Origin of the sequence: Acinetobacter sp. YH12137 (genome assembly GCF_013418535.1) — a bacterium.
Classification (GTDB): Bacteria; Pseudomonadota; Gammaproteobacteria; order Pseudomonadales; family Moraxellaceae; genus Acinetobacter.
Genome location: NZ_VPBW01000010.1, coordinates 1 through 14379, shown reverse-complemented (window position 1 = coordinate 14379; position 14379 = coordinate 1). Strand labels below are relative to the sequence as shown.

General features: G+C 42.2%; 17 protein-coding genes and 1 pseudogene. 14 read left to right on the top strand and 4 right to left on the bottom strand.

Annotation, left to right across the window (positions count from 1 at the left end; genetic code table 11):
• The first annotated feature begins 32 nt into the window (after positions 1 to 32).
• The 7 genes from ureG (at position 33) to FTU72_RS07135 (ending at position 5117) form a co-directional block, all read left to right on the top strand.
• Positions 33 to 647, top strand: coding sequence for an urease accessory protein UreG (ureG, locus tag FTU72_RS07165; protein WP_004785864.1), 615 nt, complete (start codon positions 33 to 35; stop codon positions 645 to 647).
• Positions 648 to 660: 13 nt separating this feature from the next.
• A complete protein-coding gene (locus tag FTU72_RS07160; RefSeq protein WP_180012334.1) occupies positions 661 to 1227 on the top strand; it encodes a HupE/UreJ family protein in 567 nt (188 codons plus the stop codon).
• Positions 1228 to 1270: 43 nt separating this feature from the next.
• On the top strand, positions 1271 to 2146 hold the full coding sequence (locus tag FTU72_RS07155) for an urease accessory protein UreD (protein ID WP_180012331.1): 876 nt from the start codon (positions 1271 to 1273) through the stop codon (positions 2144 to 2146).
• A 160-nt stretch (positions 2147 to 2306) separates the two neighbouring features.
• Entirely contained in the window at positions 2307 to 2609 is a 303-nt protein-coding gene (gene ureA, locus FTU72_RS07150) for an urease subunit gamma (RefSeq protein ID WP_004785859.1), read from the top strand.
• A 9-nt stretch (positions 2610 to 2618) separates the two neighbouring features.
• On the top strand, positions 2619 to 2930 hold the full coding sequence (locus tag FTU72_RS07145) for an urease subunit beta (RefSeq protein ID WP_004785857.1): 312 nt from the start codon (positions 2619 to 2621) through the stop codon (positions 2928 to 2930).
• A 33-nt stretch (positions 2931 to 2963) separates the two neighbouring features.
• Positions 2964 to 4664, top strand: a complete 1701-nt coding sequence (gene ureC / locus FTU72_RS07140; protein WP_180012330.1) for an urease subunit alpha — start codon at positions 2964 to 2966, stop codon at positions 4662 to 4664.
• A 186-nt stretch (positions 4665 to 4850) separates the two neighbouring features.
• Entirely contained in the window at positions 4851 to 5117 is a 267-nt protein-coding gene (locus FTU72_RS07135; protein WP_180052591.1) for a hypothetical protein, read from the top strand.
• A 2-nt stretch (positions 5118 to 5119) separates the two neighbouring features.
• Here FTU72_RS07135 and FTU72_RS07130 read toward each other — a convergent pair.
• Positions 5120 to 6279, bottom strand: a protein-coding gene (locus FTU72_RS07130) for an IS3 family transposase (protein WP_179993407.1) whose coding sequence is annotated in 2 segments (ribosomal slippage) — positions 5120 to 6045 and positions 6045 to 6279 — 1161 coding nt in all. Because the reading frame shifts where the segments join, the coding sequence is not laid out codon by codon here.
• Between the two features lie 187 nt (positions 6280 to 6466).
• On the opposite strand from FTU72_RS07130, the gene FTU72_RS07125 reads away from it, so the two are divergent.
• From FTU72_RS07125 to FTU72_RS07100, 6 genes are all read left to right on the top strand, one after another.
• Complete coding sequence (locus FTU72_RS07125) at positions 6467 to 6925, top strand: DUF2971 domain-containing protein (RefSeq protein WP_180052590.1); 459 nt, start codon at positions 6467 to 6469, stop codon at positions 6923 to 6925.
• Between the two features lie 85 nt (positions 6926 to 7010).
• The gene (puuE, locus tag FTU72_RS07120; protein ID WP_180012326.1) at positions 7011 to 7976 is read left to right on the top strand and encodes an allantoinase PuuE; all 966 of its coding nucleotides are present in this window, start codon (positions 7011 to 7013) and stop codon (positions 7974 to 7976) included.
• 142 nt (positions 7977 to 8118) lie between these two features.
• Positions 8119 to 8622: a 2-oxo-4-hydroxy-4-carboxy-5-ureidoimidazoline decarboxylase gene (gene uraD / locus FTU72_RS07115; protein ID WP_180012324.1), complete on the top strand. Its 504-nt coding sequence runs from the start codon at positions 8119 to 8121 to the stop codon at positions 8620 to 8622.
• Positions 8619 to 8939 (top strand): hydroxyisourate hydrolase, encoded by a 321-nt coding sequence (gene uraH, locus FTU72_RS07110; RefSeq protein WP_180012322.1) that lies wholly within the window; start codon positions 8619 to 8621, stop codon positions 8937 to 8939. The genes uraD and uraH overlap by 4 nt, the downstream gene beginning before the upstream one ends.
• A 34-nt stretch (positions 8940 to 8973) precedes the next feature.
• On the top strand, positions 8974 to 10329 hold the full coding sequence (locus FTU72_RS07105) for a nucleobase:cation symporter-2 family protein (protein WP_125278692.1): 1356 nt from the start codon (positions 8974 to 8976) through the stop codon (positions 10327 to 10329).
• Positions 10330 to 10450: 121 nt separating this feature from the next.
• The gene (locus FTU72_RS07100) at positions 10451 to 11164 is read left to right on the top strand and encodes an outer membrane protein OmpK (protein WP_180012320.1); all 714 of its coding nucleotides are present in this window, start codon (positions 10451 to 10453) and stop codon (positions 11162 to 11164) included.
• A 53-nt stretch (positions 11165 to 11217) separates the two neighbouring features.
• Here the strand turns inward: FTU72_RS07100 and FTU72_RS07095 are convergent, their stop codons facing one another.
• Together FTU72_RS07095 and alc are read right to left on the bottom strand one after the other, a co-directional pair.
• On the bottom strand, positions 11218 to 11715 hold the full coding sequence (locus FTU72_RS07095; protein WP_175967571.1) for an ureidoglycolate lyase: 498 nt from the start codon (positions 11713 to 11715) through the stop codon (positions 11218 to 11220).
• A gap of 12 nt (positions 11716 to 11727) precedes the next feature.
• On the bottom strand, positions 11728 to 12732 hold the full coding sequence (gene alc, locus FTU72_RS07090; RefSeq protein ID WP_180001969.1) for an allantoicase: 1005 nt from the start codon (positions 12730 to 12732) through the stop codon (positions 11728 to 11730).
• A 213-nt stretch (positions 12733 to 12945) separates the two neighbouring features.
• Between alc and hpxO the strand changes: the two genes are divergently transcribed.
• Entirely contained in the window at positions 12946 to 14103 is a 1158-nt protein-coding gene (gene hpxO, locus FTU72_RS07085) for an FAD-dependent urate hydroxylase HpxO (protein WP_180001970.1), read from the top strand.
• A gap of 55 nt (positions 14104 to 14158) precedes the next feature.
• Here hpxO and FTU72_RS16265 read toward each other — a convergent pair.
• Positions 14159 to 14379, bottom strand: a pseudogene (locus FTU72_RS16265) (DDE transposase); the annotation flags it as partial.

Below are 14379 nucleotides of genomic sequence, written 5' to 3'. Positions count from 1 at the left end.
GGTGCATAGAAAATGTAATAAAGGAAATCAACATGTCAGAACGTAGTCCATTACGCGTTGGAATTGGTGGTCCGGTTGGATCAGGTAAAACCGCTTTAACCCTGAATTTATGTCTTGCACTGCGTGAAAAATACAATATGGCAGTGGTGACCAATGACATCTACACTAAAGAAGACTCGAACTTTTTAACCCGTCATGAAGCGATGTCGCCAGACCGCATTGTCGGTGTAGAAACAGGTGGTTGTCCACATACTGCGATTCGTGAAGATGCGTCCATTAACCTGGCTGCGATTGATGATTTGTGTGAAAAGTTTGATGGACTAGAGCTGATCATTATTGAAAGTGGTGGCGATAACCTTGCGGCAACCTTTAGTCCCGAATTGTCCGATCTAACTCTCTATGTGATCGATGTTGCCGGTGGCGAGAAGATTCCACGTAAAGGTGGTCCTGGAATTACCAAGTCGGATTTGCTGATTATCAATAAAACAGATTTGGCGCCAATGGTCGGTGCCAGCCTGGAGGTGATGGATCAGGACGCGAAGCGGATGCGTGGCGATAAACCATTTTTATTTTCTAATATGAAAACACAAGATGGCTTGAACGAGATTATCAGCTTTATCGAAAAACAAGGTTTATTTAAGTCTTAAGGGGAAATTCATCATGCGTCTATTCAAACAGTTACTGGTCGCAGGTATTGCTGCTTTACCTATGTTGGCAATGGCTCACGCGGGACATGACCATCACAATGGATTCTGGTCTGGCTTTGTCCATCCTTTTACCGGTTTAGATCACCTGATGATGGCAATTGCTTTTGGTGTATTGATGTGGACTACAAATCAGCGCTGGAAAATCACGGGTCTCATCGGTCTTGCAGTAGCGATGGTTGCAGGCTTTGTGCTCGGTAGCGAAGGTCTGCTTTCAACTTCAATGGCTGAGTCAGGCATCATCGCTTCACTGGTCATTTTAGCTGTTGCGCTGTGGACTAAATCGAATAAGGTTTTGCCTGTCGCTGCAATCTTATTGGCCAGCTTCCACGGCGTAGCGCATGGAAGTGAATTGGGTCAAGGTGGTCATGTATCGCTATTAATTGTTGGCATGGTTTCAGCAATGGCTTTGATTTATGGTGCAGGCTTGGCTCTGGGTGCATTCGTGAAAAAATATGTGCCTTATGGCAAGCAGATCGTTGGTGGTTTAGCTGCAGTTGTTGCTGTCATTGGCTTGGCTTAATGCTTCGTTAATTATTCGCAGATGAAATTGAGTTGATTTGTTGATGCACGAACTGGCAGAAAAAAGCACGCAGCAGAACTTATGGTATGCACGTCTGGAAATGGGATTTCAGGCGCAGCAACAGACTACGCGAACCATTTTGCAGCACCGCAAGCATCATGGACCGGTACGCATCCAGAAAATGTTATGGCCTGAATCTAACGGAATCTGTCATGCCATTATCGTGCATCCGCCAGCAGGGATTGCCGGTGGGGATCATCTCACTTTTGATATGCAGGTAGATGCTAATGCTCATGCCTTGGTGACCACACCAGGTGCGGGTAAGTGGTACAGAACCAATGGCAAGCAGGCCTTTCAGCACATTCATATCCGTTTAAATGACAATGCGATTTTTGAATGGCTGCCTCAAGAAACCATGCTATTTGATGGCGCTAATGCCAGTTCCGAAACAATCGTCCACTTAGATGCAGCAGCCAGTTTTATTGGTTGGGATATGCTGGTGATCGGCCGTCAGGCACGAGATGAGCAGTTTGCACAGGGAGCTTATCAAAACCGGTTTCAGCTTTGGCGCAAAGACATATTGCTGGTTGCAGACACCTTGAATTTTAAGGGCAATGACCGCTGGCTCAGTTCATGTCTAGGTATGAATGGACATGCGGTGATGGGTAGCTTCTGGGCTGTACCGCCTGAAAAATATCGCGCGAGTTTTTATCTGGAACAGCATCTCGATTTAATTCGTGAGCTTATTATGCGGATGGATGTACCGATTACCTTGACTTTGCTTAGCGATGTAATTAGTGCACGTTTTCTGGGAGATGATGTCCGTCAATGCCATGATGGTTTTGCTGCAATTCGCGCTCGATTAAGACGTTACTGGTTCGGTCTGGATGAGGCATTTCCGAGGATTTGGCGGACGTAATCCTTTAATTCCCTCTCCTTATAGGAGAGGGTTAGGGAGAGGTGATTAAACATTTATTAAAACCCTCCCTCTAACTCCCTCCCAAAGGGAGAGAACACCAAATATCGAATCTTGCACATATTTTGCTTAGAAATACATATATATCAATGAGGAACCAGTTATGGAACTCAATCCTACAGAAAAAGATAAACTGCTGATTTTTACTGCGGGTCTGGTGGCAGAGCGTCGTAAAGCTCGTGGTTTAAAACTGAATTATCCAGAAGCCATTGCCTATATTTCTGCGGCATTGCTTGAAGGTGCGCGTGATGGCATGACGGTCAGTGAGTTGATGCATTACGGTACGACTTTACTGACACGTGATGATGTCATGGAAGGCATTCCGGAAATGATTGCAGAAGTGCAGGTCGAGGCAACCTTTCCAGATGGATCAAAACTGGTCACTGTCCATCAACCGATCGTATAGGAGCAGCATATGATTCCAGGGGAAATTTTTACACCTGAGAGCGATATTGAAATGAATGTCGGTCGGGAAATCTTGAAAGTGACTGTTGCTAATATTGGTGATCGACCGATTCAGGTCGGATCACACTTTCACTTTGCTGAAGCCAATGATGCCTTGCAATTTGATCGTGAGCTGGCCAAAGGCTTTCGCTTAAATATTGCTGCTGGTACGGCGATTCGTTTTGAGCCAGGGCAAAAACGTGATGTGGAATTGGTTGCACTAGCAGGTAAACGTGAGGTTTACGGTTTCGCCGGGCGAATCATGGGCAAGCTCGATTCATAAAAATTGCAGCAGAATTATAAAGGTTTATAAATCATGAAAATGTCACGTCGTGCTTATGCCGAAATGTTTGGACCGACTGTAGGAGATCGTGTTCGTCTAGCTGATACTGAATTATTCATTGAAGTCGAACAGGATTTCACCACTTATGGTGAAGAAGTTAAATTTGGTGGCGGCAAGGTCATTCGTGATGGTATGGGTCAATCACAACTTTTGTCATCTGAAGTGGCTGACACTGTCATTACAAATGCGCTGATTGTCGACTGGTGGGGCATTGTTAAAGCAGATATAGGCTTAAAAAATGGTCGAATCTGGAAAATCGGTAAAGCCGGTAATCCGGATATTCAGCCAAATATTACTATTCCACTTGGCGCGGCTACAGAAGTCATTGCTGGCGAAGGACAAATATTAACAGCTGGCGGAATTGATACCCATATTCACTGGATCTGTCCGCAGCAAGTTGAAACGGCACTGATGTCTGGCACAACCACGATGGTCGGCGGCGGTACAGGTCCGGCAGCTGGAACTTCTGCGACAACCGTGACTCCAGGGCCTTGGCATATTGCCACAATGCTACAAGCGATTGATGATTTACCAATGAATATTGGTTTATTGGGTAAAGGTAACTTGAGCCAGCCAGAGCCAATTGCAGAACAAATTAAAGCTGGTGTAGTGGGTTTAAAATTGCATGAAGATTGGGGCTCGACACCAGCAGCGATTGATAACTGTCTGACTGTGGCCGACCAGTACGATGTGCAGGTCGCGATTCACACTGACACACTAAACGAAAGTGGCTTTCTAGAAGAAACTTTAGCAGCTTTTAAAAATCGAACCATTCATACTTATCATACTGAAGGTGCAGGTGGCGGACATGCACCGGACATTCTAAAAGCCATTGGTCAACCGAATGTATTGCCATCTTCAACTAATCCAACTCGTCCATATACCGTCAATACCATCGATGAACATTTAGACATGTTGATGGTCTGTCACCATTTAGATCCAGCGATTGCAGAAGATGTGGCCTTTGCAGAAAGCCGTATCCGACGCGAAACCATTGCTGCAGAAGATATATTGCAGGATATGGGTGCGATTGCCATGATGTCATCAGACTCTCAGGCGATGGGTCGTGTGGGTGAAGTAATTTTACGGACTTGGCAAACGGCGCATAAAATGAAAGTGCAACGTGGGCCTTTGGAAGGTGATACAGCCTATAGGGACAATAATCGGGTTAAACGTTATATCGCCAAATATACGATTAATCCTGCAATTACTCACGGTTTAAGCCATGAAATTGGCTCTGTTGAAGAAGGTAAGTTAGCTGATCTGGTATTGTGGAAACCTGCATTCTTTGGGGTGAAACCATCCATGATTATCAAAGGTGGGATGATTGCAGCAGCGCCGATGGGTGATATTAATGCTTCTATTCCAACGCCACAGCCTGTGCATTATCGTCCAATGTTTGGGGCTTATCCGCGTGGAGTGCATAACACCTGTATTACGTTCTTGTCGCAAGTCGCAATTGAGAATGGCGTACATGAAAAATTAGGTCTGAAAAAGTTGATTTCACCATGTAAGGCGACACGCCAGGTAACTAAACAGGATATGAAACATAATAATTACTGTCCTGTGATGGAAGTGCATCCAGAAACTTATGAAGTTCGTGCTGATGGTGTGCATTTGACTTGTGAGCCAGCGGAAGTGTTGCCGATGGCGCAAAGGTATTTCTTGTTTTAATTACCTCTCCCTGACCCTCTCCTTAAAGGAGAGGGAATTTCCACTATTTAAATAAATTCTTGGAAAGTTCCTTCTCCCTTTGGGAGAAGGTTAGGATGAGGGGTATTTTCTTATTTTTGATCTTGATGAGTATGTTTAAAAAGTATATAGATTACTAATTCAATAGATTAGATAGAGTTTGCTAATTTGCTCAATATTTTAGAATATCCATTCGTTTATCAAGATGAAAACTACATATATTTATATAAACATCAGCCTATTACTGATAGTCGATTAAAGCTTCTAACAGAAGGGACTATAAGTTTTACAAAGCCTGAAAAATTTAATGATCCTTTAGACTGTGTGTATGCTGTGGATGATAGTTACCATCACTCAGCGGAAGAAGTACAAAATATATTTTGGAAATACTGCCGTATAAATATAGCTATGGAGGAGGCACAAAAGTTAGCTTGATCCTAGACAGTATCGTGGACAACCAGCCCCTCTAAACTTTTAATATATTTCTGTTCAAAGGCTTCTGGACTTAACCAGCCGTTTGCAGAATGTCTTCTGACTCGATTGTAATAAATTTCAATATAGTCAAACAAGACAGCATTCGCTTCTTTTCGAGTCGAAAACACACTGCCATGTACCACATGACCTTTTAATGTATGAAAGAAGCTTTCAGTCACTGCATTATCCCAACAGTTTCCACGTCTAGACATACTCTGAGTACAATCATTTTTCAGTAACAGCGCTCTAAAATCACGACTACAGTACTGTGAGCCTTGGTCCGAATGAACCATAACACCAGTTGGATAACCCTGACGAGCCATTGCATAGTTAAACGTATCACACACCAACTGGCGGTCTATTCGATGGCTGGTTTGCCACCCCACGATACGACGGCTAAATAAATCTAGCATCACACATAAATACAACCAACCTTCTTTAGTGCGGATATAGGTAATGTCTGTTGTCCAGACTTTATTAGGCTGAGTAGCTGTAAATTGGCGATCCAACAAGTTGGGTGCTGTAGGCAAACGATGGGTTGAATCAGTCGTATGCTTGTATTTACGTGCAATCCTGCTACGTAAACCAAGCTTTTTTAGGATCCTTCCAATAGTACGTTCGCTCATGTTGTAACCTAAATCATGCATGTCATGTACTAATGAAGGTGCACCCAATCGTGCATGATGCTGCCAATATACGGCTTTTAAGTCATTATATTTCTGTGCCGTATTGGCTTGATGTTTTCGCCAGGTATAATAGCCTGAAGTGCTGACACCCAGGCATTTACAGGCAGAAGATACGGTGACTTCATTCATATCTAGATCTTGAATTACCGTGTACTTTTCTTGGCATGATCTGTTAGAAAGTACACATGCGCTTTTTTTAAGATGTCATTGGCTTCCTTGAGCTGTTTGACTTCTTTCTCTAATTCCACGATCCGCTGTTGTTCTGGTGAAAGTTGACGTTTGCTTGAACCTGCCGGATTGGTTTCACGAATCCATTTATCTAATGTTGAATAACCCACACCTAATTTCTGGGCGATTGCAGCTACAGACTCGTGTGAGTTTGAAAGTGCATAATCAATCGCTTGCTGTTTAAATTCGGGACTAAAACGTTTAGCCATTTCTTGAATCTCCAAAGATTAAAGTTACGTTATCTTTAGAGGCACGTGCTGTCCATTATTTTGTCTAGGATCAGCTAAACAATTAAAAGAGATAGAAACTAAAGATATAAATAACCTTAGTTATTTTCAAGATATTAATAGTCGCATGGGAATCTGCTGCTTAAACCACAACCCACTTAATATTCTTATGTGGTCTCATTATGCAGATTTTCATAAAGGTTTTTTAACAGAATTTAAATTTCATAAAAGAGATATGCTTATATCTAGTCAAAAATATAAGAACTTTTTACCTATTCCTATAAGATATTCTAATGAAATGCCACTAATTACATTAAAGGATCGTTTAAACCCTAAATGGAAAATATTAGAGATCTATACAACGAAATCTGAAGAATGGAGCTATGAAAAAGAGTTTAGAATTTTAAGACCTTATACAAATGAACCGATCCAAAAAATTCCTTATACAGATTTAATTTGTACTGTAATTGGTGGAATTAAAATTTCATCCAAAGATGAGGAAAAACTTAAAAAGATATGTAGTAAAAATAAAATTCCCTATTTTAGAGTAGAAAGAATATTCAATAATTATGGTCTTACAGTTCCTAATCATCCTAGATTAGATCGAACTATTAATGAAACTTCATGAAAATTTAATGAACCTTTTTGGCGCATAAATTGCTTGTCACGCTTATTCAATTTTACTGTTTGATATAACACATCAGGGATTAAACGTGACCAGCACATATCTACGCGGACAAGAACTCATAGGTCAAATTCGAAACCAGCCTTATTCACGTGATTTGATTGGCTATCATGGCGATGTACCAAAAGTAGAATGGCCTAATCAGGCCCGTGTCGCAGTTCAGTTTGTACTGAATTATGAAGAAGGTGGTGAAAACCACATTGAACATGGTGATGCCGGTTCAGAACAGTTTCTATCTGACATTATTGGCGCAGCCAGCTTTCCAGACAAACACATGTCGATGGATTCTATGTATGAATATGGCTCACGTGCAGGTTTCTGGCGGATTCACAATGAGTTTAAAAAGCGTAATCTGCCGATGACTATTTTTGGGGTTGGGATGGCTTTAATCCGCAATCCTTATATAGTCGAAGCGATTAAAGAAGCCAATTATGATGTAGTGTCACATGGTCAGCGCTGGGTGCATTATCAGGACATGCCGATTGAACTTGAACGCCAGTATATGGATCAGGCGATTAGCGTACTGGAAACCCTGTTCGGCGAAGCACCGATTGGTTGGTATACCGGTCGGGATAGTCCAAATACCCGTCAATTACTGGCTGAATTTCCTCAGATTCAATATGACTGCGACAACTACGGAGATGACTTGCCATTTTGGAGCACATTGACCAATCAGGCAGGGGAAACACGCCCTCATTTGATCATCCCCTATACTTTAGAAAGCAATGATATGAAATTTAGTTCACCGGGCGGCTTTAATAGTGGGGAGCAATTCTATCAATATTTAAAAGATGCCTTTGATGTGCTCTATGCTGAAGGTGAAACTGAACCAAAAATGTTATCGATTGGGATGCATTGTCGTATTTTAGGGCGGCCGGGACGCTTCAAAGCCCTACAAAAGTTCCTCGATTATGTGCAAGGTCATGAAAAGGTGTGGATTTGCCGACGGGGTGATATTGCAGCACATTGGTATAAATATCACGCACCAAACTGAGAAAAATATATTAAAAAAGAGAACCTTGAGTTCTCTTTTTTTGCTTTATACATCATATAAAAATATAAGATCAAAAAGATTTGGCACTGTTATTGCAAAACCTGTACTGAACAAAAAATGAATATCATCAGGCGATTTAATAGTGCAACTCGTTGAATTTAATCAGGCATCTCCAGAAGAGGCCATTACCTTTTTAAAGCACTGTGTGCAAATACCGAGCTGGTCGACCCAGATTGAAGCAAAGCGTCCTTATGCATCTGTTGAAGATGTATTGAATATAGCCAGACAACAGGCTGCAACCTGGACCTGGGACGAAATCAAAGCAGCTTTGGATAATCATCCACGTATTGGTGAAAAAAAGGCACAGGCTGAATTAAGCGAAGTTGAAAAAAACTTTTCCAATCGTGAACAGGCTGCGATAACTCAGGACGAAGCAACTCAGCAAGCTTTGCTAGAAGGCAATATTGCTTATGAAAAAAAATATGGCTATATCTTCCTGATTAAAGCGGCTGGTTTAAATAGCCAAGAAGTGCTGAATGCCTTGAAAGACCGTTTAGTTAATGATCCGGAAACTGAAAAAGGTATTGTTCATACGCAACTGGCGGAAATCGCTTTATTAAGACTGTCACAGGAGCTGCAAGCATGATCAGCACTCATATCTTAGATACGCATCTCGGCAAACCTGCAGCACATGTTTTAATCAAACTCTTTGATGAAAAAGGTGAATTACTCGGAAAAGCATTTACCAATGCAGATGGTCGAGTCACAGATTTTGGTTTAACCGAATTTGAGGAAGGTAAATACAGTCTTGAATTTGCTACTTCTGATTATTTTGAAGGCTTAGGTCTAGAAACTTTCTTTCCTAAAGCAGTCATTCATTTTCAGGTGAAAGATGCCTCTCAGCACTTTCATATTCCTTTACTGATCAGCCCATTCGCGTACTCCACATATCGCGGAAGCTGATTTTTTTATTCAAGCTTTCAGGGAGAGAAAAAGAATGACAGAACAAAGCACCAACATTTCACCAGAACATGAATATCTGGGCGCAGGCAAAAGTGCAGCCTATGGCTTGCAACATGTATTGACCATGTACGGTGGTATTATCGCACCACCACTCATTGTGGGTACTGCCGCAGGTTTGGAAGCTACACAAATCGGTTTATTGATTGCGGCTGCATTGTTTGTTGGCGGTCTGGCTACGATTTTACAAACCATTGGAGTGAAATATATCGGGGCTAAATTGCCACTGGTACAAGGGGTTTCCTTTGCGGGTGTGGCGACGATGGTGGCGATTGTAACTACAGGTGGCGGCTTATCAGCTGTTTATGGTGCAGTCATCATAGCTTCATTAATTGGTTTCTTCCTTGCGCCTTATTTTTCTAGAATTATCCGTTTTTTCCCGCCAGTCGTGACCGGCTGTGTGATCACGATTATCGGTTTATCACTTTTACCCGTAGCCGTTCGCTGGATGATGGGGGGCAATAAAAATGCACCTGAATGGGGAAGTGTAGAAAATATCAGTTTGGCCGTGATGACCTTGGCCATTGTGATCTGTCTAAACTTGAGTAGAAATGCCTCGATTCGTCGCCTGTCTATTTTATTGGCGATCGTATTGGGTTCAATGCTGGCTTATCTGTTTGGTTTTGGCGATTTTAGTAAAGTCGGCAATGGTGCATGGGTACAATTTCCGAGTTTCTTTGCTTTCGGCATGCCAACTTTTGAACTCAGTGCAATCATTTCCATGCTGATCGTGACGCTGGTGATTATGACTGAAACAACAGCTGATATTATTGCTGTAGGTGAAATTGTTGGAACCAAAGTAGATTCAGAACGTATTTCCAATGGTCTGCGTGCAGATATGTTCTCAAGTGCAGTTGCACCGATTTTTGGTTCATTCATGCAAAGTGCTTTTGCACAGAACGTCGGGCTGGTAGCCATTACCGGGATTAAAAGCCGTTTTGTGGTCGCTGCTGGCGGTATGATTTTAGTGGTTTTGGGATTACTTCCAATTATGGGCCGACTAATCGCCGCAATTCCGGTTCCGGTACTTGGTGGTGCAGGATTGGTGCTATTTGGTACAGTGGCTGCAAGCGGCATCCGAACTCTGGCAAAAATTGATTATAACGAGCAAAAGAATTTGATTATTGTTGCAACTTCAATTGCAGCCGGCATGATCCCGATTATTGACTATTCTTTCTATGCTAATTTTCCAAAATGGTTTCAAACCCTATTTCATTCTGGCATCAGTTCAACCTGTTTAATGGCGATCCTTTTAAACATTCTGTTTAATCATCTGCAAATGTTCAAGTCGAAAACAGAGGTTCCGGAAAAGATTGCAGAAACGCTGCATTAAAGTATGATTTCCTCCATATGCCCATGCCAGTCATGGGCTTTTTTATCAAAAATTAAAAAAGTTGGCTTTGTTCTTGCTTAATCCAGAATGAGATTTTTAATTCCATTGGGGAACCTTATTTATGAAATTTACTCAAGTTGCTGCTGCAACATTACTTGCATGGGGTGCAGCATCTGCACAGGCAAAACCAGTCTGGCAGGATTTTAGCGTTACTGGGCTTTATGGGGAAAACTATGAAGTTGTAGATAAAAAACAGGCAACCCTAACTGTTGAATACGCTGCAAAAGTTAAATATGCAGATGTCTTCTTTTTCATTGACCGTATGCGTGGTTCCGATGATATTAAATCAAGCTATTTTGAATTTTCACCACGTTTAAGTCTGGGTGAAGTTTCAGGTCAAAAGCTGGCATTCGGTCCAGTGAAAGATGTGCTGGTCGCAACGACTTGGGAAGGTGGTGAAGGTTTTGATAACTTCCTGTACGGTGTAGGTTTCGACCTGGCTATTCCAAAATTCAATTATGCCAGCGTGAATCTTTATCGTGTAAATAACGAAAATATGGAAGACGACTATCAGCTCACCTTGACCTATGGTGTGCCATTTAAACTGGGTACAGAAGAATTCCTGGTAGATGGCTTCCTGGACTGGTCAACTGCTGAAGATGATCATGCGAGCGAGATGAACTGGACGACTCAGTGGAAATGGAATGTCGGCAAGCATATTTCTCCTGACACCAATTTATATCTCGGTATTGAGCATTCGGTTTGGAATAACAAATACGGTATTCCGGATGCAGATGAAAATAACGTGAGTGCTTTAGTGAAATATCATTTCTAAAATAAGAAATAAGAAATTAAAAAGCCCTTATCAATAAGGGCTTTTTAATGGGCTTAATTTTCGATAAAAATCTTTTCAGGAAAAGTATAAACATCACAGTTTGGACCAGTGCCGATCCGATCGATCACCACAAAATCACTCGGAGCTTCAAAGGTCAGCAAAGGATGATGCCAGGTACCGGCACGGTAATTTACACTTTGTGTACCATTACTGATAAAAGCCTGAATTTGACTGAGATCAGGCTTTTCATGATCCAGATTAGGCGCAACCACAATTAGAAATTTCTGGCCCTGCATCGGGATGAACGCTTGTGAACCGACAGGGTGACGTTCCAGCATTTCGATTGCAAAGGGAATGGCTGTAGTCTGAATATTTCTAAAAATACTTAGACCAACTTTAGCATCTGTTTCAGCAACCGCCAGAGCATGATAACGCTCGGTCTGCTGATCATTAATATGGAAAAAATCATTGCCTTCGCAGGCAATGACCTCGCCATAAGGCAAGAAACTTTCAGCAGTTAAGGGCTGTATTTTTATGGTTTGCATGCTCATAGATATAATTACTCAGGCAACTTTTCCCCACAGTCGAATCCGGCTAATGCCACCATCCGGAATCATGTTCACCCGAATATGAGAAATTTTTCCCTGTTTTAAGATTTCCTCAACAAAGCTATGAATATGATCCATCTGCATCTCTTGTGCTTCAAGCAGGAATGGCCAGAACATACTTTGCGGAATTAACTGCTGGTCAGTCGCATCTTCAATATAAATCGCTTGGATAGAGACTTGAGCAGGAAAGTTACCTTTAAAATGCGCGGTATCAATCTCAATTTTTTCAATCTGACCACTCTGACCCAGAGCCAAGATACACCAGTCAAAGCCGGGTGCACGACGGCGCTTGGTTTCCCAGCCATCACCCATATTGATGCCACGCCCCGGATTAATCAGATTACGTGGATGACCAAAGTGCGCATCACTATAGGCAATGACACGACCGCCATTTTCCAGAGCGACCAGATCAATCACCTGATTGCTGTCCTGAACCTGAATTTTTACTTCACCATAGACTTTAAAGCGAGCTACACCCCCGTCAGGGAAAATATTTAGGCGTACATGTGTAAAGACTTCGTCTGAATCAATATTAAAAATATGATGCTGGCTCGGACCTAATATACTGTTTGGTAAAATTGAGTGCCAGGTTGCGGTGCTTAAGTCACCATTTGGTGCATAGCAGGCTTTAACTGCAGCAGAAGCTGGATAGTTTCCGGTAAAGAATGTGGTATCAATATCTAGTGCTTTGATGGTTCCAGCTACCCCCAGTTTGACAATCGCCCAGTCATAGCCGGCATGACGCTTGCGGCGGGTTTCCCAGCCGTCCATCCATTTGCCATGATTATCAAATTTATCTTCAACAAAAATTGGTGCATCAAATTGCAACATTCGTTTTGCTTCAGCAAAAAAATCATCTGAACATTCAAGAATTTCTGCACCAATCCGGCTATCAGCCAAGTTGGTAAGCTGCTGGATATGGGCAGGGATCTCGAAAATGGGTGCAAATAATGTTGCCATAACTATCTTCCATTCAAATTATGTTTAACGTGAATCTAATTTTTTATAAAAGTCTGTAATTCTGCTGAAAGACCTTATAAAAACAGGTTTTTAATGAATAGATGAATGCACGGCTTGTGCCAACTTTTGAGAAAAATCAGTGCATTATTTTCGAAATGGCACGCTTTTAGCTACACAGGGAGGAAGAAACACAATTTTGAGAGGAGCATATAGATGGAGATTACAATTATTGGTGCAGGGATGGGGGGATTGACCACAGGAATTGCACTAAAAAAGTTTGGGCATAAAGTCACCATCTATGAACAGGCAGAAAAGATTTTACCGGTGGGCGCGGCAATTTCACTTTGGTCAAATGGGGTAAAATGTTTGAATTATCTGGGCTTAACTGAGCAGGTGGCCAAGCTCGGTGGTCAGATGGATCAGCTGGCCTATATTGATGGTTTGACGGGCGACACCATGACCCAGTTCAGTTTATTGCCTTTGATTGAAGAAGTGGGACAACGTCCATATCCGGTGGCACGTGCTGATTTACAGAACATGTTGATGGACGAGTTTGGCCGTGAAGATATTCAGCTGGGCAAGAAGATGGTTGAGCTGCAAGAACAGAAAGACGGTGTTCTGGTTAAATTTGCGGATGGTACAGAAATTAAAACAGACCTACTGATTGGCGCAGATGGAACCCATTCCATTACCCGTGCCTATGTACTGGGCGAACAGGTTTCTCGTCGCTATGCCGGTTATGTCAACTGGAATGGTCTGGTAGAAATTTCAGAAAAGCTTACTCCAGCAGATCAATGGACCACATTTGTCGGACAAGGTAAGCGCGTTTCGCTGATGCCTGTGGCAGACGGAAAATTCTATTTCTTCTTTGATGTACCGTTGCCGGTCGGTTTAGAGAATAATCGGGCAGAATATAAAACCTTATTGAAACAGTATTTTGAAGGTTGGTGTGCGCCGGTTCAGCATCTGATTGACGCGCTGGATGAACAGAAAACCAATCGGGTTGAAATTCATGATATTGAACCGTTTGCCCAGTTCTATAAAGGTCGTGTTGTAATTGTTGGTGATGCCGCACATAGCACCACACCGGATATTGGTCAGGGTGGTTGCCAGGCCATGGAAGATGCAATCTATCTGGCTCGTTCTTTACAGATTAATACGCTGGGTCTGGAAGATGCCTTGAAACGCTATCAGAACAAACGCAATGAGCGTGCCAATGAGCTGGTCTTGCGTGCACGTAAACGCTGTGATGTGACACATATGAAAGATGAAGCCGTGACCAAAGAATGGTATGAGGAACTGCGTAAAGAGCAGGGACCGCATATCATGAAAGGGATTATCAGCAATATTATTGGCAATCCTTTAGATTAATTCTGCGTTTAATCTCTTGGCAAAAAGCCCTTCATATCGAAGTAATGCCAGTCAGTTAAGAGATTGACTGGCATTTTTTTGGGTATTTCTGTGGTTTCCCTTTCACAACTCGTGGGTAGTTTCTACTTCTTTTTTTCGGTAAAACATACCTTTTAGATTTTTCCATTAAACTTTCTAGATGTTTAGGCAAATTACCTGCGGAAGCCAAAGAATCAAACTTCAATAGGTTAAGGATAGCAATAGAGGTAATATGAAAGCTCATTCTCAAAGGACTGA

Bases quoted from the DNA above. Each gene is read 5' to 3' on its own strand.
- ureA (WP_004785859.1), top strand. From the start codon at position 2,307: ATGGAACTCAATCCTACAGAAAAAGATAAACTGCTGATTTTTACTGCG.
- FTU72_RS07125 (WP_180052590.1), top strand. From the start codon at position 6,467: ATGTGGTCTCATTATGCAGATTTTCATAAAGGTTTTTTAACAGAATTT.
- FTU72_RS07160 (WP_180012334.1), top strand. From the start codon at position 661: ATGCGTCTATTCAAACAGTTACTGGTCGCAGGTATTGCTGCTTTACCT.
- hpxO (WP_180001970.1), top strand. From the start codon at position 12,946: ATGGAGATTACAATTATTGGTGCAGGGATGGGGGGATTGACCACAGGA.
- FTU72_RS07145 (WP_004785857.1), top strand. From the start codon at position 2,619: ATGATTCCAGGGGAAATTTTTACACCTGAGAGCGATATTGAAATGAAT.
- alc (WP_180001969.1), bottom strand. From the start codon at position 12,732: ATGGCAACATTATTTGCACCCATTTTCGAGATCCCTGCCCATATCCAG.
- FTU72_RS07155 (WP_180012331.1), top strand. From the start codon at position 1,271: ATGCACGAACTGGCAGAAAAAAGCACGCAGCAGAACTTATGGTATGCA.
- FTU72_RS07095 (WP_175967571.1), bottom strand. From the start codon at position 11,715: ATGAGCATGCAAACCATAAAAATACAGCCCTTAACTGCTGAAAGTTTC.
- ureC (WP_180012330.1), top strand. From the start codon at position 2,964: ATGAAAATGTCACGTCGTGCTTATGCCGAAATGTTTGGACCGACTGTA.
- uraH (WP_180012322.1), top strand. From the start codon at position 8,619: ATGATCAGCACTCATATCTTAGATACGCATCTCGGCAAACCTGCAGCA.
- ureG (WP_004785864.1), top strand. From the start codon at position 33: ATGTCAGAACGTAGTCCATTACGCGTTGGAATTGGTGGTCCGGTTGGA.
- FTU72_RS07100 (WP_180012320.1), top strand. From the start codon at position 10,451: ATGAAATTTACTCAAGTTGCTGCTGCAACATTACTTGCATGGGGTGCA.
- FTU72_RS07105 (WP_125278692.1), top strand. From the start codon at position 8,974: ATGACAGAACAAAGCACCAACATTTCACCAGAACATGAATATCTGGGC.